Source organism: Sphingopyxis sp. LARHCG72, assembly GCF_052871675.1.
The window spans coordinates 525513-550477 of record NZ_JBIXJU010000001.1 but is presented as its reverse complement, the minus strand read 5'-3'; the positions used below and the strand labels follow the sequence as shown (position 1 = coordinate 550477).

At 65.9% G+C, this 24965-nt stretch carries 26 protein-coding genes and 1 riboswitch; of the genes, 12 read left to right on the top strand and 14 right to left on the bottom strand.

The genetic code is table 11. The annotated features are described in order from the left end of the window. Positions 1–16: 16 nt before the first annotated feature. Complete coding sequence (locus ACIPPQ_RS02760) at positions 17–1102, bottom strand: branched-chain amino acid aminotransferase (protein ID WP_446542672.1); 1086 nt, start codon at positions 1100–1102, stop codon at positions 17–19. A 78-nt stretch (positions 1103–1180) separates the two neighbouring features. Between ACIPPQ_RS02760 and ACIPPQ_RS02755 the strand changes: the two genes are divergently transcribed. Further along, entirely contained in the window at positions 1181–1693 is a 513-nt protein-coding gene (locus tag ACIPPQ_RS02755) for a MarR family winged helix-turn-helix transcriptional regulator (RefSeq protein WP_446542671.1), read from the top strand. A gap of 1 nt (position 1694) precedes the next feature. Here the strand turns inward: ACIPPQ_RS02755 and ACIPPQ_RS02750 are convergent, their stop codons facing one another. Together ACIPPQ_RS02750 and ACIPPQ_RS02745 are read right to left on the bottom strand one after the other, a co-directional pair. Beyond that, the gene (locus ACIPPQ_RS02750) at positions 1695–2525 is read right to left on the bottom strand and encodes a pyrroline-5-carboxylate reductase family protein (protein WP_446542670.1); all 831 of its coding nucleotides are present in this window, start codon (positions 2523–2525) and stop codon (positions 1695–1697) included. A 21-nt stretch (positions 2526–2546) separates the two neighbouring features. After that, positions 2547–4199 (bottom strand): alkaline phosphatase family protein, encoded by a 1653-nt coding sequence (locus tag ACIPPQ_RS02745; RefSeq protein ID WP_446543099.1) that lies wholly within the window; start codon positions 4197–4199, stop codon positions 2547–2549. A gap of 117 nt (positions 4200–4316) precedes the next feature. Between ACIPPQ_RS02745 and ACIPPQ_RS02740 the strand changes: the two genes are divergently transcribed. The 5 genes from ACIPPQ_RS02740 to ACIPPQ_RS02720 all read left to right on the top strand — a co-directional run bounded on the left by ACIPPQ_RS02740 (position 4317) and on the right by ACIPPQ_RS02720 (position 8745). Then, the gene (locus ACIPPQ_RS02740; RefSeq protein ID WP_446542669.1) at positions 4317–6389 is read left to right on the top strand and encodes a protein-disulfide reductase DsbD family protein; all 2073 of its coding nucleotides are present in this window, start codon (positions 4317–4319) and stop codon (positions 6387–6389) included. Further along, entirely contained in the window at positions 6389–7129 is a 741-nt protein-coding gene (locus tag ACIPPQ_RS02735; protein WP_446542668.1) for a TlyA family RNA methyltransferase, read from the top strand. Before ACIPPQ_RS02740 ends, ACIPPQ_RS02735 begins: the two co-directional genes overlap by 1 nt. A 61-nt stretch (positions 7130–7190) precedes the next feature. Next, on the top strand, positions 7191–7748 hold the full coding sequence (locus ACIPPQ_RS02730) for a TspO/MBR family protein (RefSeq protein WP_327453651.1): 558 nt from the start codon (positions 7191–7193) through the stop codon (positions 7746–7748). Positions 7749–7784: 36 nt separating this feature from the next. Next, entirely contained in the window at positions 7785–8138 is a 354-nt protein-coding gene (locus ACIPPQ_RS02725) for an accessory factor UbiK family protein (RefSeq protein ID WP_446542667.1), read from the top strand. A 100-nt stretch (positions 8139–8238) separates the two neighbouring features. Further along, positions 8239–8745: a YbjN domain-containing protein gene (locus ACIPPQ_RS02720; protein ID WP_327453647.1), complete on the top strand. Its 507-nt coding sequence runs from the start codon at positions 8239–8241 to the stop codon at positions 8743–8745. 3 nt (positions 8746–8748) lie between these two features. Here ACIPPQ_RS02720 and ACIPPQ_RS02715 read toward each other — a convergent pair whose 3' ends face one another. The 6 genes from ACIPPQ_RS02715 to ACIPPQ_RS02690 form a co-directional block, all read right to left on the bottom strand. After that, positions 8749–9708: a right-handed parallel beta-helix repeat-containing protein gene (locus ACIPPQ_RS02715; RefSeq protein ID WP_446542666.1), complete on the bottom strand. Its 960-nt coding sequence runs from the start codon at positions 9706–9708 to the stop codon at positions 8749–8751. Positions 9709–9801: 93 nt separating this feature from the next. After that, a complete protein-coding gene (gene metH / locus ACIPPQ_RS02710; RefSeq protein WP_446542665.1) occupies positions 9802–12420 on the bottom strand; it encodes a methionine synthase in 2619 nt (872 codons plus the stop codon). Between the two features lie 22 nt (positions 12421–12442). Further along, entirely contained in the window at positions 12443–12967 is a 525-nt protein-coding gene (locus ACIPPQ_RS02705; RefSeq protein WP_446542664.1) for an N-acetyltransferase family protein, read from the bottom strand. A gap of 4 nt (positions 12968–12971) precedes the next feature. Beyond that, positions 12972–14021: a homocysteine S-methyltransferase family protein gene (locus tag ACIPPQ_RS02700; RefSeq protein ID WP_446542663.1), complete on the bottom strand. Its 1050-nt coding sequence runs from the start codon at positions 14019–14021 to the stop codon at positions 12972–12974. Further along, positions 14018–14956: a methylenetetrahydrofolate reductase gene (metF, locus tag ACIPPQ_RS02695; protein WP_446542662.1), complete on the bottom strand. Its 939-nt coding sequence runs from the start codon at positions 14954–14956 to the stop codon at positions 14018–14020. Before metF ends, ACIPPQ_RS02700 begins: the two co-directional genes overlap by 4 nt. Then, positions 14953–15939 (bottom strand): ArsR/SmtB family transcription factor, encoded by a 987-nt coding sequence (locus ACIPPQ_RS02690; RefSeq protein ID WP_446542661.1) that lies wholly within the window; start codon positions 15937–15939, stop codon positions 14953–14955. Before ACIPPQ_RS02690 ends, metF begins: the two co-directional genes overlap by 4 nt. 230 nt (positions 15940–16169) lie before the next feature. Here ACIPPQ_RS02690 and ACIPPQ_RS02685 point away from each other — a divergent pair, with 230 nt between their 5' ends. From ACIPPQ_RS02685 to ACIPPQ_RS02670, 4 genes are all read left to right on the top strand, one after another. Continuing rightward, a complete protein-coding gene (locus tag ACIPPQ_RS02685; protein WP_446542660.1) occupies positions 16170–16502 on the top strand; it encodes a hypothetical protein in 333 nt (110 codons plus the stop codon). Between the two features lie 169 nt (positions 16503–16671). Then, positions 16672–17001, top strand: coding sequence for an entericidin EcnAB (locus ACIPPQ_RS02680; protein WP_446542659.1), 330 nt, complete (start codon positions 16672–16674; stop codon positions 16999–17001). A gap of 75 nt (positions 17002–17076) precedes the next feature. Beyond that, complete coding sequence (locus tag ACIPPQ_RS02675; RefSeq protein WP_446542658.1) at positions 17077–17292, top strand: hypothetical protein; 216 nt, start codon at positions 17077–17079, stop codon at positions 17290–17292. 34 nt (positions 17293–17326) lie between these two features. Next, positions 17327–17419: riboswitch (ZMP/ZTP riboswitch) on the top strand. 21 nt (positions 17420–17440) lie between these two features. Beyond that, on the top strand, positions 17441–18118 hold the full coding sequence (locus ACIPPQ_RS02670; protein WP_446542657.1) for a DJ-1/PfpI family protein: 678 nt from the start codon (positions 17441–17443) through the stop codon (positions 18116–18118). Here ACIPPQ_RS02670 and ACIPPQ_RS02665 read toward each other — a convergent pair. The 5 genes from ACIPPQ_RS02665 to ACIPPQ_RS02645 form a co-directional block, all read right to left on the bottom strand. Next, positions 18115–18882: a glutaminyl-peptide cyclotransferase gene (locus ACIPPQ_RS02665; RefSeq protein ID WP_446542656.1), complete on the bottom strand. Its 768-nt coding sequence runs from the start codon at positions 18880–18882 to the stop codon at positions 18115–18117. The two genes, ACIPPQ_RS02670 and ACIPPQ_RS02665, sit on opposite strands and share 4 nt — an antisense overlap. A 111-nt stretch (positions 18883–18993) precedes the next feature. After that, complete coding sequence (gene groL / locus ACIPPQ_RS02660; RefSeq protein WP_093511951.1) at positions 18994–20637, bottom strand: chaperonin GroEL; 1644 nt, start codon at positions 20635–20637, stop codon at positions 18994–18996. Positions 20638–20700: 63 nt separating this feature from the next. Continuing rightward, a complete protein-coding gene (gene groES / locus ACIPPQ_RS02655) occupies positions 20701–20988 on the bottom strand; it encodes a co-chaperone GroES (RefSeq protein ID WP_037514464.1) in 288 nt (95 codons plus the stop codon). A gap of 131 nt (positions 20989–21119) precedes the next feature. Continuing rightward, entirely contained in the window at positions 21120–22517 is a 1398-nt protein-coding gene (locus ACIPPQ_RS02650) for an MATE family efflux transporter (protein WP_446542655.1), read from the bottom strand. A gap of 277 nt (positions 22518–22794) precedes the next feature. Next, a complete protein-coding gene (locus tag ACIPPQ_RS02645) occupies positions 22795–23364 on the bottom strand; it encodes a Pycsar system effector family protein (protein ID WP_446542654.1) in 570 nt (189 codons plus the stop codon). Between the two features lie 152 nt (positions 23365–23516). On the opposite strand from ACIPPQ_RS02645, the gene ACIPPQ_RS02640 reads away from it, so the two are divergent. Together ACIPPQ_RS02640 and spt are read left to right on the top strand one after the other, a co-directional pair. After that, positions 23517–23753 carry an acyl carrier protein gene (locus ACIPPQ_RS02640; RefSeq protein WP_056372169.1) on the top strand — a complete coding sequence of 79 codons (237 nt, stop codon included), beginning with the start codon at positions 23517–23519 and terminating at the stop codon, positions 23751–23753. 7 nt (positions 23754–23760) lie between these two features. After that, on the top strand, positions 23761–24963 hold the full coding sequence (gene spt, locus ACIPPQ_RS02635) for a serine palmitoyltransferase (RefSeq protein ID WP_446542653.1): 1203 nt from the start codon (positions 23761–23763) through the stop codon (positions 24961–24963). Positions 24964–24965 lie beyond the last annotated feature (2 nt).

Here is a 24965-nt window from a genome sequence, read left to right as displayed (position 1 = left end):
ATGGCAAGTTGGCGACTTAAAGCCGCGTAACCCAGCCGTAGGGATCTTCGGCGCGGCCGCGCTGGATGTCGACGAGCTTGTCCTTGAGCTTCGTTGTCACCTGCCCCGGACCGCCCGCGCCGATCGTGAAGCTGCTCTCTCCGCGCGTCACCTTGCCGACCGGGGTCACCACCGCGGCGGTACCGCAGGCGAAGCTTTCGGTCAGCTTGCCGCTTTCCGCATCGGCCTGCCACTGATCGATCGCATAGGGTTCCTCGCGCACCGTCAGCCCGGCGTCGCGCGCCAGCGTGATGATCGCGTCGCGCGTGATCCCCGGCAGGATCGTGCCGGTCAGCGGCGGGGTGACGATGCTGCCGTCGTCGAACACGAAGAACATGTTCATGCCGCCCAGTTCCTCGATCCAGCGATGTTCGGCGGCGTCGAGGAAGACGACCTGGTCGTGCCCCTTGGCGATCGCCTCGCGTTGCGCGACAAGGCTGGAGGCATAGTTGCCGCCGCATTTGGCGGCGCCGGTGCCGCCGGGCGCGGCGCGGGTATAATCCTCCGACACCCACAGCGAGATCGCGGGCGCGCCCGACTTGAAATAATTGCCGACGGGCGAGGTGATGACGAGGAACTGATATTCGGCCGCGGGTTTGACGCCGAGGAACACCTCGCTCGCGAACATGAAGGGACGCAGGTACAGCGCGCCGCCGTCGACCGGCGGGAACCAGCTCGCGTCGGCGGCGACGGCTTCCTTCACCGCGGCGATGAACAATTCTTCGGGCAGTTCGGCCATCGCCATGCGGCGTGCGCTCGCGTTGAAGCGCGCAGCATTGGCCTCCGGCCGGAACAGCGCCATCGAGCCGTCGTCGAGGCGATACGCCTTCAGCCCCTCGAAGATTTCCTGCGCATAATGGAGCACCGCGGTCGCGGGATCGAGCGTCAGCGGCCCGCGCGGCATCACCTGCGCATCGTGCCAGCCCTGTCCCTCGGTATAGCGGATCGACACCATATGGTCGGTGAAGACGCGCCCGAACGCCGGGTCGGCGATCGCCGCCGCCCGTACATCGTCCGCGATCAGATTGGGGTGCGGCAGATGGGTGAAGGCGGGAGCGGACATGCGAAAACACCTGTGGTTTTGGGGTTTAAGGAGCGCGCCTCTTGCCAAAGACCGGCGCGGCGCGCAACGGTAGTGGCTATGCCGGATGACAATTTTCTTTCACAAGTACCCGCCGCCTCTGCCCTTTTCTTGCGTGAAGACGAGGTACGCCGCGGCATCGAATTTCTGTTTTTCGCGCACGCATCGCTGTGGCGCGCGATCGACGCGCGGCTGGCCGAAAAGGAATTGGGGCGCGCGCATTATCGCGCACTCTATTTCATCGCGCGGCAACCCGGGCTGACGATTTCGGACCTGCTCGCGCTGCTCGGCATCACCAAGCAATCGCTCGGCCGCGTCGTGAAGGAGCTGGAGGCGCGCGAATTTCTGACGACGCGCCCCGGAAACCGCGATCGCCGCCAGAAGGAGCTGCGCCTGACCGACGCCGGCCGCGCAGCCGAGAGCGCGATCTTCACCACGCTGCGCGACACGATGAGCCGCGCTTACACCCACGCAGGGCAACAAGCGGTGACGGGCTTCTGGCAGGTCAGCGAAGCGCTGGTGCCGCCGCGCGAGCGCCGCCGGATCGCGATGCTCGGAAAGGACGGGGGCTAGCTCAGCCCTCGCCGCGCGCGATATCGGCGAGCTCGCGCCCGCGGTCGCGCGCCGCGCGCAGCACATTGGTGAGCAGCGCGGCGAGCTGGCCGTCGCTGTCGAGCACGTCGAGGCCCGCCTGCGTTGTGCCGCCCTTGCTTGCGACCTGCGCGATCAGCACGCCGGGCTTTTCGCCGCTGTCGGCGAGCAATGCGGTCGCGCCGCCGAAGGTCGCGGTCGCCAGCGCCAGCGCATCCTCCGCCGAGAGGCCAAGGCGTTCGCCCGCGGCCGCATAGGATTCGATCAACCGGAACACGAAGGCGGGGCCGCTGCCGGTAAAGGCGGTGACAAGGTCCATCGTCGAATCGTCGGCAAGAATCACCGTCTGCCCGAGCGGGTCGAGCAGCGCATTGATCGCCTTGGCGTCGGCGTCGCCGAGCGTCGCCACCGCCGACACGCCGGCACCGATCCGCGCGGCAAGGTTGGGCAGGATGCGGACCTGCGCCCCGGCGTCGGGGAAGCGCGCCGCAAGGTCGGACAGCGACACGCCCGCAAGGATCGAGAGCAGGTGGACCTCACCGGTGGCGAGCGGTGCGAGGATATCGGCGACATCGCCGAGCTGCTGCGGCTTCATGCCGAGCATGATCCAGTCGGCGGCGCCCCCCGCGGCCTGCCATTCGCCGAGCGACGCGTGCTGGACGATACCGGCGCGCGGCGCCGCATAGGGGTCGACGATCGCGACCAGCGCCGGGTCGAGCCCCGCCGCCAGCCAGCGATCGAGCATCGCGCCCGCCATGTTGCCGCAGCCGACCAGCAGGAGACGGCCGGAAAAATTCCGCAAAGCTTTGGTCATAGGTCCTTCTTTTCTTGTCCTTTAGCGGCAGCTGCTCTCGGGACCCGACAACAGGTCGAGGCAGCGGCCGTCGATCTTTCCCGCATCGACGGGCAGGCCGATCACCGACGCCAGCGTCGGCATGATATCGACCGTCATCACCGCATTCGGCTGTTCGAACGCGGTGAGACCCTTGCGCCAGAAGAGAATCGGCACGCGGCGGTCATAGTCCCACACCGACCCGTGCGTCGCGACATATCCGATGCCCGATTCCGGAATCGGGGTGACCCGAGGCTTGAGCGCGATGATGAAGTCGCCCGACCGCTGCGGGTGATAGGAGGCGCGGAGCTTGTCCATCAGCGACCAGGTATCGGGCGCGCGCTTCGACACCGGATGCGCCGCGAGTTCCTCGCGCGTCACCACCGCCTCGATCTGCGGGTGCGCACGCAGGCGCGGGAGCAGTTCGGCGAGCGCCGCCTTGCGCTGCGCTGCGGTCAGCGTCTTCGCGAGATAATAATCGCCGCCGTCGCCGTAGAGGAGCGGCTGCGGCAGGCCGAGCTTCTCCGCAACCGCCTTGCCCATTGCCGCGGGGTCGAGCGCCTTGTCGACCCGCTGCGCGTCGGGCCAGGCATTCTGGCGGTTGCGTTCGGGCAGGTCATGGCCGCCATGGTCGGCGGTCAACGCAACGACATAGTCGATCCCCGTCGCGTCAAGCCGCGCGAAGAAATCGCCGAGCTCGCGGTCGAGACCCGCCATCTGGAGGCACATTTCGCTGCCTTCGGTGCCCGTGCTGTGGCCGACATAGTCGGTCGCCGACAGGCCGAGGATGAGGAGGTCGGTGCTTGTCCCCTCGCCCATCTTGCGCACCTGGCGCAGCGCCGCGGCGGTCGCGAGCACGGCGCCGTCGGCCTCGGGCGACGCCTGGAAGCGGCGGAAGTCGCCAGCATCGCGCGCCATCCGGCCAGTGCCGACCGATCCGCCCTTTTCGAGCGGGATCGCGATGTCATTGGCGGCGCAATCGGCGGGCAGCGCCAGCGCGGCGCGCGGCTGGTTGATCGCCGCGGCGATCGCGGCACTCGCCTGCTGCGCCGTCGGCGACAAGGTGGTGCCGCGATAGCTGGTGAGCCCGGTGGGCGCGAGCCACATCAGCTCGTCGGCTTGCCGGCCGCCCATCATGATCGCCGAACGATCCTTGCCCGAAACCGAAACGACCTGCGCCTTCGGATCGCGCGCCTTCATCAGGTCGCCGAGCGTCGGGACGAGCAGATGCTCCACCGACGGCGCATATTTATTGTTGCCCGAGCTGGTTCCCGGCACGCTCTCGTCCTCGGCGCAATAGATGCGCTTGTCCTCGCGCGCCGCCGACAGGTCGAAATAATGGTTGGCGACGATCCCGGTGCGCGCGGGGTGGCTGCCGGTCAGGATCGTCGAATGCCCCGGGCAGGTTTCGGTCGCGCCATGCGCCTGATAGCCCGACGGGAAGACGATCCCCGAAGCGAGCCGCGCGAGCCCGCCGGTGAAGCTGCCGCGATATTCGGCGAACAGGTCGGCCGAAAACTGGTCGACCGCGATCATCACCACCAGCTTCGGCGCCGGGGTCATTGCCGTCACCTTGGGGGCTGGCGGCGCCGTATCCTGTGCGATTCCGGTTCCGGCGGCGGCAACGCAAAGCACGGCGGCGAGGGCGGTGGTCAGATATTTCAGCTTCACGGACGGCGTCTCCGAAAAAGAGGGGTGTCAGCGCGGGCTGTCCTCTCGTCGAAAGCCGCCTATATGGCAAGCCTTCGAAGGGTGAACAGCTGCGGACGGGCCATGAATTTGCTAAGTGAGGCTTTTGTGACACGCGCACGGCGTGCGGTGCTGGCATTATTGGCGGTGCTGGCCTCTATGCTCGGCGCCTTCAGCCCGGCGGCGGCGCAATCGACGCATATCCAGCCGAAGCTGGTTGCCGAGTCGGCGGCGCCCGCGCCGGGCGGCGCGACGACGCTCGCGCTCACCATGGCGCCCGACAAGACATGGCACGGCTATTGGGTCAATGGCGGCGACGCGGGGTTCGGCCTGTCGGTCGAATGGAACGCGCCCGAAGGCGTCACGATCGCCCCCTTTCGCTATCCGGTGCCCGACGCGCTGATCCTCTTCGGCATGATGAACCATGTCTACGAACATCCCTACGCGCTGCTCGCCGAGGTGCAGGTCGACAAGAGCGTTGCCCCCGGCACCGACCTCACCCTGTCGGGGGTCGCCAACTGGCTCGCCTGCACCGACAAGGTATGCGTTCCCGAAAAGGCGGTGATTTCGGTCGCGCTGAAGGCGGGCGACGGCAAGATCGCTCCCGCCGAGCGCACGCGCTTCGATAGCTGGCGCGCGCTGCTGCCGCAGCCGCTCGATCGCCACGGCACGTGGGAACGGCGCGGCGACCTGCTGCGCTTCGCTATCCCGCTTCCCGCAAGCACCACGGTCGACGCGCCGCATCTGTTCGTCGAGACGCAGGACGTCATCGACTATGCCGCGCCGCAGCGCTTCAGCCGCAACGGCGATCGCATCATTGTCGAAGCGCGCGCCAAGGGCGAGAAGACCGGCGCGGTTTCGGCACTGCTGAAACTCGGCGACGGGCGCGGCCTGTCGTTGCAACTCGAACCCGGCACGGTACCCGCCGCAGGCGAACCGATTGCAGGGTCGGCGAAAGGCATCGACGCAGGCCTGTTCTGGACCGCGCTCGGCGGCGCGATCCTCGGCGGGCTGATCCTCAACCTGATGCCGTGCGTCTTCCCGATCCTCAGCCTCAAGGCACTGAGCCTCGCGCGCTCGGGCAGCGATGCGCGTGCCGCGAAGGTCGAGGCGCTTGCCTATACCGCGGGGGCGATCGTCACCGCGCTCCTGCTCGGCGGCGCACTGCTCCTGCTGCGCGCCGCAGGCGAACAGGTCGGCTGGGCGTTCCAGTTGCAGCATCCGCTGAGCGTGCTGGCGCTGCTGATCCTCGCGCTCGCGATCACCCTGAACCTGCTCGGCGCCTATGAATTGCCCTCCTTCGGCGGCGGACAGACACTGGCCGACAAGGGCGGTGCGGCCGGCGGCTTCTGGACCGGTGCGCTGGCCGCCTTCGTGGCGACGCCGTGCAGCGGGCCGCTGCTCGGTGCCGCGCTCGGTGCGACACTGGCGCTGCCCGCATGGGCCGCGCTGCCGATCTTCGGCGGGCTGGGGCTGGGGCTTGCCCTGCCCTTCCTCGCGATCGGCTTCGTCCCGGCGCTCCGCAATCGCCTGCCGAAGCCGGGGCCGTGGATGGGCAAATTCCGCAAATGGATGGCGCTGCCGATGGGCCTGACGGCGCTGGGACTGGCATGGCTGCTGTGGCGCCAGCTCGGCAGCGGGTCGCAGCTCGCATGGCCCGCGGTTGCGGTCGCCATGGCGGTCGTCCTGTTCACCCATTATGGCGCGATCCAGCGCGGCGACCGCCGTTCGTGGCTGCTGATCGCTGCCGGCTTGCTCTTCATGGGCAGCCTCGCCGGCACGGTCGGCGAAGTCGCCGACGCCGAGCGCACGACCGGCGCCGCGGGATCGACCTTCTCGCCCGACGCCCTCGCCAAGGCGCGCGCGACCGGCAAGCCCGTCTTCGTCTATTTCACCGCCGACTGGTGCCTGTCGTGCAAGGCGAACGAAGCGGGCGCGATCAACCGCGAGGCGGTGCAAAAGGCGTTCGACAAGGCCGGCGTCGTGACGCTCGTCGGCGACTGGACGAACGGCGATCCGGTCATCACGCGCACGCTGGCCGAGCATGGCCGCAACAGCGTGCCGCTCTACCTCTGGTACGCGCCGGGCGCCGCGAAGCCCGAAATCCTGCCGCAGATCCTGACCCCCACGATGCTGACCGACAAGGTAGAACGCTGATGGCGAAACAGCGCGCCGACCAGTTGCTCGTCGACCGCGGCCTCGCCGAAAGCCGGACGCGTGCGCAGGCGCTGATCCTCGCGGGGCTGGCCTTTGTCGGCGACCGCAAGATCGACAAGGCGGGACAGCAGATCGCCGACGACGCCGAGATCAGCGTCAAGGGCCGCGACCACCCTTGGGTGTCGCGCGGCGGGATCAAGCTCGATCACGCGCTCACGCACCTTGACTGGGACGTCACGGGCGCGGTCGCGATCGACGTCGGATCGTCGACGGGCGGCTTCACCGACGTGTTGCTCAGCCGGGGTGCAGCGCGCGTTTACGCCGTCGATTCGGGTACCAACCAGCTCGCGTGGAAGCTGCGGCAGGACGATCGCGTCATCGTCCACGAACAGACGAGCGCGCGGATCCTCACTGAGGACCATATCCCGGAGCCCGTCGACCTGATCGTCTGCGACGCGAGCTTCATCGCGCTGTCGAAGGTTCTGCCGGTACCGATGAGCTTCGCAAAGCCCGGCGCGCGCATCGTCGCGCTGATCAAGCCGCAGTTCGAGGCCGAACGCCACGAAGTCGGCAAGAAAGGCGTCGTGCGCGACGCCGCGGTGCACGCGCGTGTCTGCGACAAAGTCCGCGAATGGCTGACCGGCGAAGGCTGGGACGTGGCCGACCTTGTCGAAAGCCCGATCACCGGTCCCGAAGGCAATGTCGAATTTCTGATCGCGGCTGTGAAGCGAGGCGCTTGACGCTGCGCCGCACAATCGCGACACAAATGCAACGGATTCGCATGTGGGGGATATTGCGGACATGACCGAAATCGCAACGCCGGGCCAGCTTCGCATGTCCTATTTGCGCTGGGCGCTCGTCACCGTTCCGGCGATCGTGCTGATCGGCAGCCTGATGGGGCTGCTGTCGAACAGCGGCTACAACAATCGCTGGTTCGCCTCGCTCGACCTTCCGCCGATCACGCCGCCGGGCTGGGTCTTCGGCACCGTCTGGCCGATCCTCTATATCTGTCTTGGCCTGTCGCTCGCGATGATCCTCCACGCGCGCGGCGCAAAGGGACGCGGTTTTGCGCTCCTGCTCTTCTTCGTCCAGCTCATCGCCAATTTCGCCTGGTCGCCTTTGTTCTTCGGGCAGCATCAGGTGACGACCGCGCTCTACCTGATCATCTTCATCCTGATGGTGACGATCGCGACCGCCTTTGCCTTTGCGCCCATCCGCAAGGCCGCGGCGTGGTTGCTCGTCCCTTATATGATCTGGCTCAGCTTTGCCGCGATCCTCAATTTCCAGATCGACCAGCGCAATCCGAATGCCGAAAACAAGGGGCTTGTCGTCCCCGCCGCCAGCACCCAAATAGGGTGACGGCAAGGGGAAACTCCCCCGACGAAGGAATATGAGATGCAGAGCGAAAACCGCTTTTTCGACGATCTGGCCAAGATGGTGAACGGCATCGCCGGAACCGTGGCGGGCGCAGGCCGCGAGGCCGAGTCCGCGATGCGCGACCGCGCCAAGGAATGGGTCGGCCGCATGGATTTCGTCAGCCGCGAGGAATTCGAGGCGGTGAAAAAAATGGCCGCCACCGCGCGCGCCGAAGCCGAAGCGCTGAAAGCGCGCCTCGACAAGCTCGAAGGCGTGAAGCCCGCTGCCGCGCCCAAGGCTGCTGCAGCGCCAAAGGCTGCGACCAAGCCCGCTGCGGCGAAGCCGGCCGCGAAACCCGCTGCCAAGCCTGCGGCGCGCAAGCCCAAGGCCTGAGGCGCCCCGCAGCGCCTTTTGCCGATTGTACACAGATTATTCCCCGGATGGCACGGGACGCGGACTCGCGTCGCCACGCCATCCGGGCTAAGGCGCGCGCATGAGTGACGATATCTACGACGACGAAGACGGACAGGACGCGGCACCGATGGAGATGCTGGCGTCCTATTTCGCCGCGCACGACTGGCCGCACGAGATGGTCGGCGAGGACGAGATCGTCGCGACCGCGCAGGGCAGCTGGACGACCTATGAGCTGCGCGCGGTGTGGCGCGCCGACGACGGCGTGATCCAGCTCCTCGCCTTTCCCGACATCCGCGTCGTCGAGGACAAGCGTGCGGTCGCGCACGAGGCGCTGGCGATGATCAACGAACAGCTCTGGCTCGGCCATTTCGAGCTGTGGTCGAACAGCGGCACGGTGCTTTTCCGTCACGGGATGCTCGTCGGCAGCGAGGCCTCGCTTTCGCTCGACCTCACCGAAACGCTGATCGAAAGCGCGATCGACGAGTGCGAGCGTTTCTACCCGGTGTTCCAGTTCGTGCTGTGGGGCGGCAAGACCCCTGCCGAAGCGCTCGCCGCTTCGCTCATCGAAACACGCGGCGAGGCCTAAGCCTCACCTTTTCTCGAAGCGCGTCAGCCCCGCACCCAGTTCGTTCGCGCCGATCGCCAGTGCCTCGCCGCTCCAGTCGGCGACGAACACCGACTTGCGATCGATCCCGGCGGGCAGGCTCGCCCGGTTGCCGGCGATCGACAGGCCGCGCGACGGGTTCTTGCGCTCTTCGGCGGCGACCGCGATCAGCGCCGAATAATTTTCCTTGTCGCGCCCCTGCACGAACAGATTGTTCGCGATCCGCCCGACCGATCCCGACGGCAGGTCGATCATATAATTGGTCGCCTTGCCCTGCGTGTCGTCGAAGCTGTTGTCGTTGATGTCGACTGCAATCGCACGCGTCTTCAGATAATGGCCGCCGCTGCCCTTTTCGAAGCGGCTGCGCGTGACGACGACGCGGCCATAGATGCCGGTGTAGACGCTGTGCGCACAGCTGAGGCCGCGATCGCAGCGGCCGAGGCGCGAGAAGGTCGACCGGTCGATCGTCAGCGTGGCTTCGGGGTCGTCGGCCGAGAGAATGCCTTCCTCGCTGTTACGGAACAGGCTGTTGACGACGTCGAGGTCGCTTGTTTCGAGGCGGATGCCCGCGCCATTGCCGTCGGGGACGCGCATATTCTGGAACACGATGCCGTCGACCCGCGCTCCGTCGCCGCGCAGCACGAGCGCCGCCTTGCCCTCGCAGGTCACGCCGTCGAAGATCGCGCGGCCGGGTTCGACCGCAACAAACGCAATGCGGCCCGCAGTCTGCACCGCGCAGTCGCGGTGATAGCCCGGGGCAACACGGATCGTCCCCTCGCCTTCGCCGATCGCATCGACCGCATCCTGGAGCCGCCCGAAACTGCGGCCGCTTTCGGCCACCACATAAGGCCCCGCCCCGGCCTGTGCGGGCAGCGGCACCGGCGCGAGAAGCAGCGGGAGGGCGAGCAGCGGCAGCAACGGCCGGCGGAAAATTGCCTTGAACATGCGCGCCCCATAACCGTTTTCGCCGCTTTAGTCGTTGGCGAAGCTGGTTAATCCGCCGCCTGTCCCCTTATCGGACAGGCGGGCGCGCGCCGGTTAATCCAGATTGGGCCGCAGCCAGCGCGTCGCGGTCTCGATATCGACCCCGCGCCGCCGCGCATAATCTTCGAGCTGGTCGCTCCCGATCCGGGCGACGCCGAAATACTGGCTTTCGGGATGCCCGAAATAGAATCCGCTCACCGCCGCCGTCGGCAGCATCGCAAAGCTTTCGGTCAGCACCAGCCCGGCATTTTCGCCCGCCTGCAGCAGGTCGAACAGGATCGGCTTCAAACTGTGGTCGGGACAGGCGGGATAGCCCGGCGCCGGCCGGATCCCCCGATATTCTTCCTTGATCAACGCCTCGTTGGTGAGCTGCTCGCCGGGCGCATAGCCCCACAGCGTGGTGCGGACATGCTGGTGCAGCCGCTCGGCGAACGCCTCGGCGAAGCGGTCGGCGAGCGCTTTCAGCAGGATATCCGAATAATCATCCTTGTCGGCGCGGAACCGCTCCGAATGGGGTTCGATACCGTGGATGCCGACCGCGAAGCCGCCCATCCAGTCGCCCGCGGGATCGATGAAATCGGCGAGACACATATTGGCGCGGTCGCGGCTCTTCTTGATCTGCTGGCGCAGGAAGGGGAGCGTCACATGACGTTCTTCCTCGGCGAGATGGATCGTCACGCTGTCGCCATCGCGCGCACACGGCCAGAAGGCGCAGACGCCGCGCGCGGTCAGCCATTTCTCGGCGATCAGCTTGTCGAGCATCGCGTCGGCGTCGGCTTTCAGCGCCTGCGCCGTTTCGCCGACCACATCGTCCTGAAGGATCGACGGATAGGTGCCGTGCAATTCCCACGCGCGGAAGAAGGGCGTCCAGTCGATACATTCGCGCAAATCTTCGAGCGACCAGTCGTCGAAACGGTGCAGCCCGGGCTGCAACGGCGGCGCCGGCTTGTCGCTGAGATAGGCGTCGTAATAATTGGCACGCGCCTCTTCGAGCGTATGCAGCACGCTCTGCCCCTTGCCCGCGCGCACGTCGCGGACATGCTCATAATCGTCCTTGTAACCCTGCACATAGGCGTCGCGCCCGGTGTCGCTGACGAGCGCGGTCGCGACCCCGACCGCGCGGCTCGCGTCGAGGACGTGGAGCACCGGGCCCTTGTACGCGGGGTCGATGCGCAGCGCGGTGTGAACCTTCGACGTCGTCGCGCCGCCGATCAGCAGCGGCATCGTCATTCCCGCGCGCTGCATCTCCTCGGCGACCGTCACCATTTCGTCGAGCGAGGGGGTGATGAGGCCCGAGAGGCCGATCATGTCGGCGTCATTCTCGTTCGCCGCCTCGAGGATCTTCGACCAGGGCACCATCACGCCGAGGTCGACGATCTCGAAGCCGTTGCACTGGAGCACGACGCCGACGATATTCTTGCCGATGTCGTGGACGTCGCCCTTGACGGTCGCCATCACGACCTTGCCCTTGCCCTTCGCGCCCGGCTCTTTGGACGCCTCGATAAAGGGCAGCAGGTGCGCCACCGCCTTCTTCATCACGCGTGCCGATTTGACGACCTGCGGCAGGAACATCTTGCCCGATCCGAACAGGTCGCCGACGACGTTCATGCCGTCCATCAGCGGCCCTTCGATCACCTCGATCGGGCGCGGCATCAGCAGGCGCATTTCCTCGGTATCGTCGACGACATAGGCGTCGATGCCCTTGACCAGCGCATGTTCGAGCCGTTTTTCGACCGCCCAGCCGCGCCATTCCTCGGCCGCCTTTTCCTGCGCCGCGCTGGTACCCTTGTAGCGTTCGGCGAGCGCGATCAGCCGTTCGGTCGGCGATTCCGCCTCGCCTTCGACCTTGCGGTTGAGCACGACATCCTCGACCGCCTGCCGCAGTTCGGGATCGATCGTGTCGTAGACGTCGAGTTGCCCCGCGTTGACGATCGCCATGTCGAGCCCGGCGGGGATCGCATAATAGAGGAAGACGCTGTGCATCGCGCGGCGCACGACCTCGTTGCCGCGAAAACCGAAGGAGAGGTTTGACAGGCCGCCCGAAAAATGGACGTGCGGGCAGCGGATGCGGATTTCCTTCACCGCCTCGATGAAGTCGACCGCATAATTGTCATGCTCTTCCAGCCCGGTCGCGACCGCGAACACGTTCGGGTCGAAGATGATGTCCTCGGGCGGGAAGCCGATTGTCATCAGCAGCTTGTAGGCGCGCTCGCAAATCTCGATCTTGCGCTCTTTGGTGTCGGCCTGTCCGACCTCGTCGAACGCCATGACGACGACCGCGGCACCATAGGCCATGCACTTGCGCGCATGGTTCAGGAATTGCTCCTCACCTTCCTTCATGCTGATCGAATTGACGATCGGCTTGCCGGGCACACACTTCAGCCCCGCCTCGATCACATCCCATTTCGAGCTGTCGATCATCACCGGGATGCGCGCGATATCGGGCTCGGCGGCGATCAGCTTGAGGAAGGTCGTCATCGCATATTCGGCGTCGAGCAGGCCCTCGTCCATATTGACGTCGATGACCTGAGCGCCGTTCTCGACCTGCTGGCGCGCGACCTCGACCGCCGCGGTATAGTCGTCGGCGAGGATCAGCTTCTTGAACGCCGCCGATCCGGTAACATTGGTGCGTTCGCCGATATTGACGAAGCTGGAGGAAGCGGCGGTGGTCATCGGGATATCCTGAATCTGGGCATTAGGCGGCGAGCGGGCGAGCGAGGACGAGATCGTCGTAGAGCTTGCCGCCGACGTTGAACTGGCGCGTACCGAGGTCGGCGAACCCCTGTTTTCGGTAGAAGGCGAGCGCGCGGTCGTTCTGCGCATAGACGCCGAGCAGCAGGCGGCGATGACCCTGCGCGGCCTCCAGCGCGCGTTGCATCAACGCGGCGCCGAGGCCCGAGCCGTGAAAGCGCGAAAGCGAATAGATGCGCTTCAGCTCGATATCGCCGTCAAGCGCCGCGGCAAGGTCGGGCTTGCCGACCAGCGCGAAACCGATCGGCGCGCCGCCCGGCTGTGCCTCGGCGAGCCACGCGCGCGCTCCGCCGGCCAGATAGGCCGCGTAAGCAGCCGCATTGTGCTGCGCCGCGCAGTGGCCGACGATCGCGTCGCCATCGAGAATGCCTGCAAAGGTTTCGAGGAAGGTCGCCGCGCCGATCAGCGCGAGCGCCGCCGCGTCGTCGGCTCCGGCCTCCCGGATCGTCCATGTCGGAATGTCGGTCATCGGTTCAGGCCGCCATGGTGAAGGGCTCAAGCCCCGCGAGCCGCGTGCGCACCGGCACTTCGGGGATCACCCGTCCGGGCAGGCCCTCGATCGCGCGCGCCATCGCCGCGATGTGCGCGGGCGTCGAGCCGCAGCAGCCGCCGAGGATGTTGACCTGTCCGTGCTCGGCCCATTCGCGCACCAGCCCTGCGGTCGTGTCGGGCAGCTCGTCATATTCGCCGAGTTCGTTGGGCAGGCCGGCGTTCGGATAGACCATGACGAGCGCATCGGCGATGTCGGACAGCACTTTCACATGCGGACGCAACTGCGACGCGCCGAACGAGCAGTTGAGCCCGATCGTCAGCGGTTTCGCATGACGCACCGCATACCAAAAGGCCTCGACCGTGTGTCCCGACAGGTTCCGGCCCGACAGGTCGGTGAGCGTCATCGAGATCATCAGCGGCAGCTCGCGCCCGACCTTCGCCTCGGCTTCCAATGTCGCGGCGATCCCCGCCTTGGCGTTGAGCGTGTCGAAGATCGTCTCGATCAGGATGAAGTCGGCGCCGCCCTCGGCCAATGCGACGACCTGGTCGAGGTAGACAGCCTTCAACTCGTCGAAATCGATCTCGCGATAGCCGGGGTTGTTGACGTCGGGCGACAGCGACAGCGTCTTGTTCGTCGGCCCGACCGCGCCCGCGATGAAACGGCGGCGGCCGTCCATCGCTTCATATTTGTCCGCCGCCTCGCGGCCCAGCCGTGCGCTTTCATGGTTGATGTCGGCGACCAGATGTTCGGCGCCATAATCGGCCTGGCTGATGCGGTTCGCGCTGAAGGTGTTGGTCGACACGATGTCCGACCCCGCCGCCAGATAGGCTTCGCCGATCGCGGTGACGACGTCGGGACGCGTCAGCGCGAGGATGTCGTTATTGCCCTTCTGGTCGTGCGACAGGCCAAGCGATCCGGCATAATCGGCCTCGACCAGCTTGCGGAGCTGGATCTGGGTTCCCCAGCCGCCGTCGGTCAGCAGGATGCGATCCTTCGCCGCCGCTGTCAGGGCTTCGCGCGCGCTGTTCATGCTGCCTGATCCTTTGCGGTCAAGACCGGCCGCAGTCCCAGCAGGTGGCAGATGGCATAGCTGAGTTCGGCCCGGTTGAGGGTGTAGAAATGAAAGTCGCGCACCCCGCCCGCATAGAGGCGGCGGCACATTTCGGCGGCGATCGTCGCCGCGACGAGCTGGCGCGCGGCGGGGTGATCGTCGAGCCCCTCGAACAGCGACACCATCCACGACGGGATGGCGGTGCCGCACATATCGGCCATGCGGCGTGTCTGCGACACGTTCGAAACCGGCAATATACCGGGAATGATCGGCGCGTCGATGCCCGCCGCGGCGGCGGCGTCGCGAAAGCGCAGGAAGCTGTCGGGCGAGAAGAAAAATTGCGTGATCGCGCGCGTCGCCCCGGCGTCGAGCTTGCGCTTGAGATTATCGAGGTCCGATTGCGGGCAATCGGCGTCAGGGTGGGTTTCCGGATAGGCGGCGACCGAAATATCGAAGGGCGCGATCGCCTTCAGCCCCGCGACCAGTTCGATCGCATTGGCATAGCCATCGGGATGGGCGCGATAGGGAGCACCGCCGGGAACGTCACCGCGCAGCGCGACGATATGCCGGACGCCCGCTTCCCAATAGGCATGCGCCACCTCGTCGATCTCGGCGCGCGACGCCTCGACGCAGGTCAGGTGCGCCGCGGGCGGCACCGCGCTTTCAGCGGCGATGCGCGCGACCGTTGCGTGGGTGCGTTCGCGCGTCGATCCGCCGGCGCCATAGGTCACCGAGACGAAGCTCGGTGCCAGCGGTTCGAGCGTACGGAACGTATCCCACAGCTGCGCTTCCATCTTCTCGGTCTTGGGCGGGAAGAATTCGAAGCTGACGCCGATATCGCCGTCCAGATTGGCGAACAGCGGCGACGCCGCGGCGCGGCGCGCCTCTGCCAGCGAGTTCAAATTCGACGTCATGCCGCAAGCCTTTTACTTTGTCCGCCTTCACTGGCGGGGGGTTGATCTTCGTCGCTGCGACGGCGGCCGAGCCATAGCTTCACGGCCAGCTCCCCGCCTTCGAGCGTCTGGGTGGTTTCGAGCAGCAGCCCGGCCGAAGCGAACCAGCCGCGGATCTGCGCGTCCGAGAAACCAAGGCGCGCGTGCGCGGCGAGGCTGCGCAATTCCTCATCCTCGTGCGGTGCAAAGTCGACGACGAGCAAATGGCCGCCGCCGCGCAACACCCGGCTCGCCTCGCCGATCACGCGGTCGGGTTCGTGCGCGAAATGCAGCGCCTGGTGGATGACGATGCTGTCGATGCTGGCATCGGCGACGGGCAGGTGCAGGAAATCGCCCTGGAGCAGGTCGACGGGAACCGGCTGCCCCTCGAGCTTGGTACGCGCGATGCGGAGCATTTCGGGGCTGCGGTCGAGCGCGGTAATGCGCCGCGCGGTCGGCGCGAAGATTTCCGCCATCCGGCCGGTACCCGTGCCGATGTCGAGCAAATGGCCCAGTCGGCGATTGTGCATCATCGCCAGCATCGCCGCCTCGACCTCGCTTTCGGCGACGTGGCGCGAACGGATCGCATCCCATTCGGCGGCATGTTCGGCAAAATAGCGCTCGGCAGAGGCAGCGCGTTCGTCGCGAACCGCCGCCAGCCGCCGCGCGTCATGCGCAATCACCCGCGCCTCGCGCGGCGAAAACGGCCATTTTTCTGCCTGCACGATGATCCCGGCCACCGGCCCGCCCGCCACAATGCGCAGGAAAACCCAGCTTCCTTCGCGCCGCCGCTCGACAATTCCGGCCTCGACGAGGATACGAACGTGGCGCGACACGCGTGGCTGGCTCTGGTCGAGCACGACCGCGAGCTCGCCGATCGCGAGCTCCATCTCGCGCAAAAGCGCGACGACTCGCAGGCGCGTCGGATCCGCGAGGGCACGGAAAATGTCGAGAAGCTCGCTCACGAAACATCATATAAAGCTTTCTTTATATCCGGTCAACCGAGCCACGCGCCACAATTTCCGCGGGACGCGATCAGGCCGTGACCGAATTGCGACGAAAGAGGCAAGCTCTCGAAAAAAGGACGTTGCGCCGCTTTTGGCGAGGGGGTAATTCTGCGCGCGATTGGCACATTTCGGGATCGATCTGTTCCTGCGCCGGTCGATCAGTTCAAACCGAGAGGGGTATTCCCAATATGAAGAAATCGATCACTCTGTCGCTCGTCCTCGCCGCTTCGCTGGGCCTCGCCGCCTGCGCCGACAAGGCTGCCGACGACGCCGCTGCGACCACCGAAGACGCGGCTGCGACCGTCGAAGGCGCTGCTGACGGCGCGATGGAAGCTGCAACCGGCGCTGCCGACGCAACCGCTACCGCCGCTGGCGAAGCCGGTGCCGCTGCCGAAGCCGCTGGCGATGCCGCTGCTGCTGGCGACGCTGCCAAGGCTGCCGACAAGGCGACCGAAGCTGCCGGCGCTGCCAAGGAAGCTGCCGACGCTGCCAAGGGCGCGCTGGAAGAAGCCAAGAAGTAAGCTTCTCGTCGGCCTTTCGGCTGAAGAAATGGGGGGGTCGCCGGTTCGCCGGCGGCCCCTTTTTCTTTTGGGACAGGTATCAAGCGACGCAGTTGCCAAGCCCCTGATCCACCGTTAACTCTTGGCGCCATGGCCAAGCCGCCGGCCATTGCATTCGAAAGGAAAACCCATGCGCAAGATCATTATCGCTTCGATGGCCGCTGCTGCGTTCAGCCTCGGCGCCTGCTCGGAAAAGACCCAGGACGCCGCGTCGGAAACCGCGACGTCGGCAGCCGATGACGCCGCCGCCGCTGGCGACGCCGCGGCGGACGCTGCCGCGGGCGCTGCCGACGCGACCGCCGCTGCCGCAGGCGAAGCCGCCGATGCGACCGCCGATGCCGCCAAGGACGCCGGCAACGCTGTCGAAGGCACGGTGAACGCTGCCGGCGACGCCGCCGACAAGGCCGGCGACAAGATCGCCGAAGAAACGAAGAAGGCCGAAGCCAACGACAAGAAGTAAGTCGTCGGCACGCCTTCGGGCTGTTATCAGGGGCTCCATCCTTCGCGGATGGGGCCCTTTTTCATGGGAGCTTATGTGACAGCCGATCTCCGGACGATGCGCGCGGCGCTCGCGATCCTGATCCTCGCCACCGGGTGCAGCCGCACCGACAATGAACCCGGTCCCGGCGGGGTGACTGTCAGCGAGGCGAAGGCGCTCGACGATGCCGCCGAAATGCTCGAAAGCCGCGACAGCGCGCCGGGTGCCGAAACGCCGAAGCCGGCCGAAGATACAGCGAAGGCGGACAAATAGCGCCTTCCCCTCGCGATGCGGCCGCGTTAGACCGGAATGGCCTCGCGACTGGCGCTGAAGATGGAGTCCCATCGGGAAGCGGGGCGGGCCAACCGGCCGACAGGAGCCGCGCGCCTGGGTGATCCACCGTCAGCGAGGGGACATCCGCATGACCGATACGCCCACGACCCATATCGTCTTCCTGCTCTTTCCGGGTATTACCCAGCTCGATTTCACCGCGCCCGCGCAGGCCTTGTCGAGAATGCCCGGCGCGGCTCTTGCCGGCGCCGCGGCGACGATCGACCCGATCATGACCGACAGCGGCTTTGCGATCGTGCCGACGCATGATTTCACCAGCGCACCGCAGGCCGACATCCTCTGCATCCCGGGCGGACATGGCGTCGCCGACGCGCTCGGTGACGCCGCGACGATCGATTTTATCGCGCGCCAGGCGGCGGGTGCCGAATGGGTGACCAGCGTGTGCACCGGCGCCTTCCTGCTCGGGCGCGCCGGACTGCTGACGGGAAAGCGCGCCACGACGCACTGGGGCTATACGCATCTGTTGCCGCTGGTCGGGGCCGAGCCCGTGAAGGCGCGTGTTGTCGAGGACGGACATATCGTGACCAGCGGCGGGGTGACCTCGGGGCTCGATTTCGCGCTGACGCTGATTGCGCGGCTGCGCGGCGAGACCGTCGCACATGCGATCCAGCTGGCGATCGAATATGATCCCGCCCCGCCCTTTCCCGGCGGCCATCCCGACCGCGCGCCCAAGGCGGTTACGGCGGGATTGAAGGCGCATGTCTACGATGCCGCCGCGGCGCGAATGGAGGCGGCGCTGCGCACCTAGTTGCAGTCGGCGAGCGCTATTTCGTAAAGCTTCGGCCAGTATTTGCCGGTGACGAACAGGCGTTTCTTGCCTGCGTCCCACGCGATACCGTTGAGCACGCTGTCGGTGCCGCTCGCTCCCGCATCGGCCTTGAGTCCCGACAGGTCGACGAGCGAGGCGACGTCGCCCGTGGCGGGGTCGATACGGACGATAAAGTCGGTCATCCACACATTGGCCCAGACCTGCCCGTCGATCGTCTCGAGTTCGTTGATCATCGGGATCGGCCGGCCGCCGAAGCGCACCGTGACGCGCTTCTGTTCCTTCATCGTCGCCGGGTCGAGGAAACGGAGTTCGGGCGTTCCGTCGCTGAGGACAAGGCTGTCCCCGACCATCGTGACGCCCCAGCCCTCGCCTTCGTAGCGAAAACTGCCGACGCGCTTCAAATCCTTGATCGACCAGCGATTGCCGACGCCGCCCTGCCAGGTCACGCCGATGATCTGGTCGCGCCAGCGCGTGATACCTTCGCCGAACTGGTCGGACGGCGGCTTTGTTTCGGCGAGCGCCTTGCCCGTCTTGAGGTCGAGCCGCGCGACCCGCGACCGGCCATATTGGCCCGTCGCTTCGTAGAGATGCCCATCGTCCCAGAAGAGGCCCTGCGTGAAGGACGAGGCGTCGTGCGGATAGCTTTGGACGATCCGGTAACCGCAGCGCTCGATCGCCGGCGGTGCGGGTGCCGCCGCGACGGACGGGTCGGCGAACATGGCGAGCGCGAGGACGAACATCATCGATGCGTTGCTATGCCGCATCGCCTGAACTGGCAATGACCCATGAAAAAGGGCCGGAGGATTGCTCCCCCGGCCCGATTTCTGTTGGCTGAGCGCCGAACGGTCGTGGACTTAGAAGTCCATGCCGCCCATGCCGCCCATGCCGCCGCCGCCCATCGGCATCGCCGGCTTGTCTTCCGGCAGTTCGCTGACGGCGGCTTCGGTGGTGATCAGCAGGCCCGACACCGACGCGGCGTCCTGAAGCGCGGTGCGCACGACCTTGGTCGGGTCGATGACGCCGGCGGCCTTCAGGTTTTCGTAAACGTCGGTCGCGGCGTTGAAGCCCTGATCCTGGTTGTTTTCACGCAGCAGGTTGCCGGCGACAACCGCGCCGTCATGACCGGCGTTGGCCGCGATCTGGCGCAGCGGCGCTTCGATCGCCTTGCGGACGATGTCGATGCCGCGGGTCTGGTCGTCGTTGGCGCCCTTCAGGCCGTCGAGGGCCTTGGTCGCGTACAACAGAGCCGTACCGCCGCCGGGGACGATGCCTTCTTCAACGGCAGCGCGGGTCGCGTGCAGCGCGTCGTCGACGCGGTCCTTGCGTTCCTTCACCTCGACTTCGGTCGCGCCGCCGACCTTGATCACGGCAACACCGCCGGCGAGCTTCGCCAGACGTTCCTGCAGCTTTTCACGGTCGTAATCGCTGGTCGTGGTTTCGATCTGCGCACGGATCTGTTCGACGCGGCCCTTGATCGCGTCATGGTCGCCAGCACCATCGACGATGGTGGTGTTGTCCTTGTCGATCGTGACGCGCTTCGCCTGGCCGAGCATGTTCAGCGTGACCGACTCGAGCTTGATGCCCAGGTCTTCGCTGATCATTTCACCGGCGGTCAGGATCGCGATGTCCTGCAGCATCGCCTTGCGGCGATCGCCGAAGCCCGGCGCCTTGACGGCTGCGACCTTCAGGCCGCCGCGCAGGCGGTTGACGACGAGGGTCGCGAGCGCTTCGCCTTCGATATCTTCGGCGATGATCAGGAGCGGACGGCCCGACTGCACAACCGCTTCGAGGATCGGAAGCATCGACTGGAGGTTCGACAGCTTCTTTTCGAAGATCAGGATGTACGGATCGGCGAGCTCGACGATCATCTTTTCCGGGTTGGTGATGAAGTAGGGCGACAGGTAACCACGGTCGAACTGCATGCCTTCGACGACGTCGAGTTCAAACTCGAGACCCTTGGCTTCCTCGACGGTGATCACGCCTTCCTTGCCGACCTTTTCCATCGCTTCGGCGATCTTCTCGCCGACTTCGGTGTCGCCGTTGGCCGAGATGATGCCGACCTGCGCGATTTCCGAGGTGCCGGCGACCGGGGTCGAACGGCCCTTGAGGTCTTCGACGACCTTGGTGACCGCGAGGTCGATACCGCGCTTCAGGTCCATCGGGTTCATGCCGGCGGCAACCGACTTCATGCCTTCGCGAACGATCGCCTGGGCGAGGACGGTCGCGGTGGTGGTGCCGTCACCGGCCTTGTCGTTCGCCTTGCTGGCGACTTCGCGCAGCATCTGCGCGCCCATGTTTTCGAACTTGTCCTTGAGTTCGATTTCCTTGGCGACGCTGACGCCGTCCTTGGTGATGCGGGGCGCACCGAAGCTCTTGTCGATCACGACGTTGCGGCCCTTCGGCCCCAGCGTGACCTTGACGGCGTCGGCGAGGATGTCGACGCCCTTCAGGATGCGCTCGCGCGCGTCGCGCGAAAATTTAACGTCCTTGGCAGCCATGATTGCTTCCTTCAAAAAATCGCGGAAAATCGCGTAACTTTACTCGTGATGAGGTGAAATCGCTCAGGCGATGACGCCGAGAATGTCCGATTCCTTCATGATCAGCAGCTCTTCGCCGTCGACCTTGACTTCGGTGCCCGACCATTTGCCGAACAGGATGCGGTCGCCCGCCTTGACGTCGAGCGGGGTCACCTTGCCGTCATCGGCGCGGGTGCCGGTGCCGACCGAGACGACTTCGCCTTCCTGCGGCTTTTCCTTGGCGGTGTCGGGGATGATGATCCCGCCGGCCGTCTTTTCTTCGGCTTCGATACGGCGGACGAGCACGCGGTCGTGCAGCGGACGAAATTGCATGGATTACCCTCCAGAGGTGGAAATGATGTCGTTTAGCACTCACAGGGTGCGAGTGCTAACAGTCGGCCATATGGGTGGGAGTCAGATAGGCGTCAAGCGCCGGGGTACAAGATTCGTACGAAGTTTTTGCGTCAGCCCGGAAGCAGGCCGAGACGGGCGCGCATCCGCCACCGCGCGAGCAGCACCGCCGAGACCACGACCAGCCCCACCGCGAGACCGATCCACACCCCGACGCCGGCGAGCGGGGTCCAGAAGCCGAGATAGATGGCGGTGCCATATCCCGCGATCCAGTAACCGCAGATCGCGATGATCATCGGGGTCCGCGTATCCTGCAAGCCGCGCAGCACGCCCGCGGCGACCGCCTGCGCGCCGTCGAAGAGCTGGAAAGCCGCGGCGACGACAAGGAACTGCATCGCAAAGCCGACGAGCGCGGCGTTGCGCGCCGCATGCACGTCGACATAGATCGACAGCACGAGCGACGGGAACAGCCACATGATCAGCGCAGTCAGCCCCATGAAGCCGATACCGAGGATCAGCGACGCCTGCCCCGCGTGCGCGATCCCGCGGTGGTCGCGCGCGCCATAAGCGAGGCCGACGCGGATCGTCGCCGCCTGCGCGACGCCGAAGGGAATTTGGAAGGCAAGCGCCGCGACCTGGAGCGCGATCGTATGCCCGGCCAGTTCGGTCTCGCCGATCCGGCCCATCAGGAAAGCGGCGCCGGTGAACAGGCCGGCTTCGGCCAGAATGGTCAGGCTGATCGGGGTACCGATGCGCAGCATATCGAAAAAGCGCGTCCATTCGGACCGCCACCAGTTGCCGAACAGATGATAGCGCCGCAGCCGACGGTCGCTCTGGATGACAACGACATAGGCGATCAGCATCAGGAAGCTGGTCATCACGCTCGAAATCGCCGAGCCGTGGAGGCCGAGCGCGGGCATGCCGAGATGGCCGAAGACCAGCACCCAATTGCCGAGCGCGTTGACGAACAGCGCGCCGAAGGTGATCGCGGTTGCGATCGTCGGCCGGCCGAGCGCCGAGACGAAGATACGCAGCACCGCCGCCGCGATCATCGGGAACATGCCCCACATCAGGATCAGCAGGAAGCCCGCGGCGCGCGCCGAAGTTTCGGCGGGCTGCCCCGTGGCGAGCATGATCGGCCCGCCCGCCGCGCAAACACCCATGAAGACGATCGAAACCAGCGCGCTGAGCCACAGCGCCATACGCACCGTACGCCGTACCTCGCGCACCGCATGCTTGCGGCGCCCGAGCTCGGCGGCGATCAGCGGCGCCGACGCGCCAACGAGCCCCGACCCGGTCCAGAGCAGAAGGCCGAAGATCGCAACGCCGAGCGACGACGCCGCGAGCGCCGCGTCGCCGAGCCGCGCCACGAAGATCACGTCGATCGCATGGACGAGCATCTGCAACAGATTCGCGGCCGCCAGCGGCACGGCGAGCGCCAGCGTCGCGCGGAATTCGGCGCGAAGACCCTGCGGTGTTTCCGCGGTCAGGGGGGTAGCCTGCTGCAACATAGCCGGCCCGGATAGGCGCGCGAATGTTACGGTTCAAGTGCGGCGCGGCGGTGGCGAGTGATTTGGCGCCGGGGGTGGCAGAAAGGCAACAGCGAACAGCCTTCCCCCTTGATGGGGGAAGGATATGCAGCCTTATCGCGAAGCGATTAGGCGAAGTTGGATGGGGGTGAAGGTGCGTCCATGGCCCGTTCGCTTCAGGCCGAGACCGCACCCCTTCCGCTGCGACTAGCCAGCAAGCTGGCAAGTCTCGCTGCCTCCCCCATCAAGGGGGAGGTTTTCAGGCCCACATCCCGACCATCTCGGCGCCGAACGCAATGAAGGTGGCTGTCAGGCCCACGACGAACAGGCGGTAGGCATAAGCGAGATAGCGATATTTACGCCGCGCGAGCACGACGCCATTCTGATAGGTGTCGCGCAGCATCGTTTCGTACAGGTCTTCCTCGGTTCGCAGGCGCGTCTTCACCGCGGCGATGAATTCATCCTCGTCCATCTGCTCGAAGCGGCCGAAGAACAGGATATTGCTGTGATCCTTGCCATCCTTGTAGACGACGGGCGGCGTCTTGCCGACGCGCGGCAGCACCGCCGAGACCGCGAGCAGCGCCGACAGGAAGGAAAAGGTCGCAAGGATCGCGAGCGGTATCGCGAGCGCGCCGCCACCCGCGCGCGCCTGTCCGATCGCGAGGGTGAAGACGACAAAGGTCGCGCCCATCAGGATCGACGCCTTCTGGTCGGCCATCTGCGACAATTGCATCGTGATCTGCTGGTTGGTGCGCACGAGGTGCACCGCGTTCGGCGGGAAGGAAATCGCCGGCCGGTCCGGCGATAGCTTTGATTCTGCGCTGTCCATGCCAAGCTGCCCCTGCTGGCGACCCGCCACAGGGATGACATGAAGTATCAGGGGCGGCAAGATGCTGCCCTGTTCCCGCCGCATTCGCTTGCCAATCGGACGACAGCGCGGCATTCCCGCGCGCAACTTTATTCCTTTATAGGACGCATCCCATGAGCACCGCCCTGCGCGACCAGATTTTCGGGCTGATTGCCCCCTTCAACAAGAAGGGCGTCGAACTGACCGACGCCACCACTTTTGCCGGCGATCTCGAATGGGACAGCCTGACGGTGATGGACTTCGTCGCCGAGGTCGAGGACACGTTCGACATCATCATCAGCATGAACATGCAGGCTGAGATCGAAACGGTCGGCCAGCTGGTCGCCGCGGTCGAGAAGCTGCAGGGCTGATACCGCGATGACCGACCTCTTCTCGAAATTCGATCCGCTGATCCAGCAGCGCGAGGCTTTGCTCGCGACCGGGGTGACCGATCCGTTCAGCCTCGTGATGGAAAAGGTCGTTTCGCCGACCGTCGCGATCTGCAACGGGCGCGAGACGATCCTGCTCGGCACCTACAACTATATGGGCATGACCTTCGACGAGGATGTCATCGCCGCGGGCAAGGATGCGCTCGACAAATTCGGCAGCGGCACCACGGGCAGCCGCGTGCTCAACGGCACCTATCAGGGGCACAAGGAGTGCGAGGACGCGCTCAAGGAATTTTACGCCATGGATCATGCCATGGTGTTCTCGACCGGATACCAGGCGAACCTCGGCATCATTTCGACGATCGCGGGCAAGGGCGACTATGTCATCCTCGATATCGACAGCCATGCGTCGATCTATGACGGGTGCAAGATGGGCGACGCCGAAATCGTCGCCTTCCGCCACAACGACGTCGAAGCGCTCGAAAAAAGGCTGAAGCGCCTGCCCCCCGAAGCGGGCAAGCTCGTCGTGCTCGAAGGCGTCTATTCGATGCTGGGCGACATCGCGCCGCTGAAGGAAATGATCCGCGTCTCGAAGGAAAATGGCGCGATGGTCCTCGTCGACGAGGCGCATTCGATGGGCTTCATCGGCGAACATGGCCGCGGCGTCGCCGAGGCGCAGGGCGTGATCGACGATGTCGATTTCATCATCGGCACCTTCAGCAAGAGCGTCGGCACCGTCGGTGGCTTCTGCGTGTCGAACCATCCGAAGTTCGAGATCATGCGGCTCGTCTGCCGTCCTTATGTGTTCACCGCCTCGCTGCCGCCGAGCGTTGTCGCGACCGCCGCGACGAGCATCCGCAAGCTGATGCACGGATCGAACAAGCGCGCACACCTGTGGGAAAATTCGAAGGTCCTGCACAAGGGGCTTCGCGACCTCGGCTTCCAGCTCGGCACCGAAGAGCCGCAGTCGGCGATCATCGCGGTGATCATGCCCGACCTCGAGCGCGGCGCGATGATGTGGGAAGCGCTTCTCGAAGAAGGGCTTTATGTGAACCTCGCGCGCCCGCCCGCGACCCCCGCGGGCATGACCCTGCTGCGCTGTTCGCTGTGCGCCGAGCACACGATCGAACAGGTCGGCGAGATCCTCGCCCGCTTCGAGCGTGCGGGCAAGCGCGCGCAGATTATCGGCTGAAC

Excerpts from the sequence above, each read along its gene's own strand:
- ACIPPQ_RS02760 (WP_446542672.1), bottom strand. The coding sequence starts at position 1,102 with ATGTCCGCTCCCGCCTTCACCCATCTGCCGCACCCCAATCTGATCGCG.
- ACIPPQ_RS02755 (WP_446542671.1), top strand. The coding sequence starts at position 1,181 with ATGCCGGATGACAATTTTCTTTCACAAGTACCCGCCGCCTCTGCCCTT.
- ACIPPQ_RS02750 (WP_446542670.1), bottom strand. The coding sequence starts at position 2,525 with ATGACCAAAGCTTTGCGGAATTTTTCCGGCCGTCTCCTGCTGGTCGGC.
- ACIPPQ_RS02740 (WP_446542669.1), top strand. The coding sequence starts at position 4,317 with ATGAATTTGCTAAGTGAGGCTTTTGTGACACGCGCACGGCGTGCGGTG.
- ACIPPQ_RS02735 (WP_446542668.1), top strand. The coding sequence starts at position 6,389 with ATGGCGAAACAGCGCGCCGACCAGTTGCTCGTCGACCGCGGCCTCGCC.
- ACIPPQ_RS02730 (WP_327453651.1), top strand. The coding sequence starts at position 7,191 with ATGACCGAAATCGCAACGCCGGGCCAGCTTCGCATGTCCTATTTGCGC.
- ACIPPQ_RS02725 (WP_446542667.1), top strand. The coding sequence starts at position 7,785 with ATGCAGAGCGAAAACCGCTTTTTCGACGATCTGGCCAAGATGGTGAAC.
- ACIPPQ_RS02720 (WP_327453647.1), top strand. The coding sequence starts at position 8,239 with ATGAGTGACGATATCTACGACGACGAAGACGGACAGGACGCGGCACCG.
- ACIPPQ_RS02715 (WP_446542666.1), bottom strand. The coding sequence starts at position 9,708 with ATGTTCAAGGCAATTTTCCGCCGGCCGTTGCTGCCGCTGCTCGCCCTC.
- metH (WP_446542665.1), bottom strand. The coding sequence starts at position 12,420 with ATGACCACCGCCGCTTCCTCCAGCTTCGTCAATATCGGCGAACGCACC.
- ACIPPQ_RS02705 (WP_446542664.1), bottom strand. The coding sequence starts at position 12,967 with ATGACCGACATTCCGACATGGACGATCCGGGAGGCCGGAGCCGACGAC.
- ACIPPQ_RS02700 (WP_446542663.1), bottom strand. The coding sequence starts at position 14,021 with ATGAACAGCGCGCGCGAAGCCCTGACAGCGGCGGCGAAGGATCGCATC.
- metF (WP_446542662.1), bottom strand. The coding sequence starts at position 14,956 with ATGACGTCGAATTTGAACTCGCTGGCAGAGGCGCGCCGCGCCGCGGCG.
- ACIPPQ_RS02685 (WP_446542660.1), top strand. The coding sequence starts at position 16,170 with ATGAAGAAATCGATCACTCTGTCGCTCGTCCTCGCCGCTTCGCTGGGC.
- ACIPPQ_RS02680 (WP_446542659.1), top strand. The coding sequence starts at position 16,672 with ATGCGCAAGATCATTATCGCTTCGATGGCCGCTGCTGCGTTCAGCCTC.
- ACIPPQ_RS02670 (WP_446542657.1), top strand. The coding sequence starts at position 17,441 with ATGACCGATACGCCCACGACCCATATCGTCTTCCTGCTCTTTCCGGGT.
- ACIPPQ_RS02665 (WP_446542656.1), bottom strand. The coding sequence starts at position 18,882 with ATGATGTTCGTCCTCGCGCTCGCCATGTTCGCCGACCCGTCCGTCGCG.
- groL (WP_093511951.1), bottom strand. The coding sequence starts at position 20,637 with ATGGCTGCCAAGGACGTTAAATTTTCGCGCGACGCGCGCGAGCGCATC.
- groES (WP_037514464.1), bottom strand. The coding sequence starts at position 20,988 with ATGCAATTTCGTCCGCTGCACGACCGCGTGCTCGTCCGCCGTATCGAA.
- ACIPPQ_RS02650 (WP_446542655.1), bottom strand. The coding sequence starts at position 22,517 with ATGTTGCAGCAGGCTACCCCCCTGACCGCGGAAACACCGCAGGGTCTT.
- ACIPPQ_RS02645 (WP_446542654.1), bottom strand. The coding sequence starts at position 23,364 with ATGGACAGCGCAGAATCAAAGCTATCGCCGGACCGGCCGGCGATTTCC.
- ACIPPQ_RS02640 (WP_056372169.1), top strand. The coding sequence starts at position 23,517 with ATGAGCACCGCCCTGCGCGACCAGATTTTCGGGCTGATTGCCCCCTTC.
- spt (WP_446542653.1), top strand. The coding sequence starts at position 23,761 with ATGACCGACCTCTTCTCGAAATTCGATCCGCTGATCCAGCAGCGCGAG.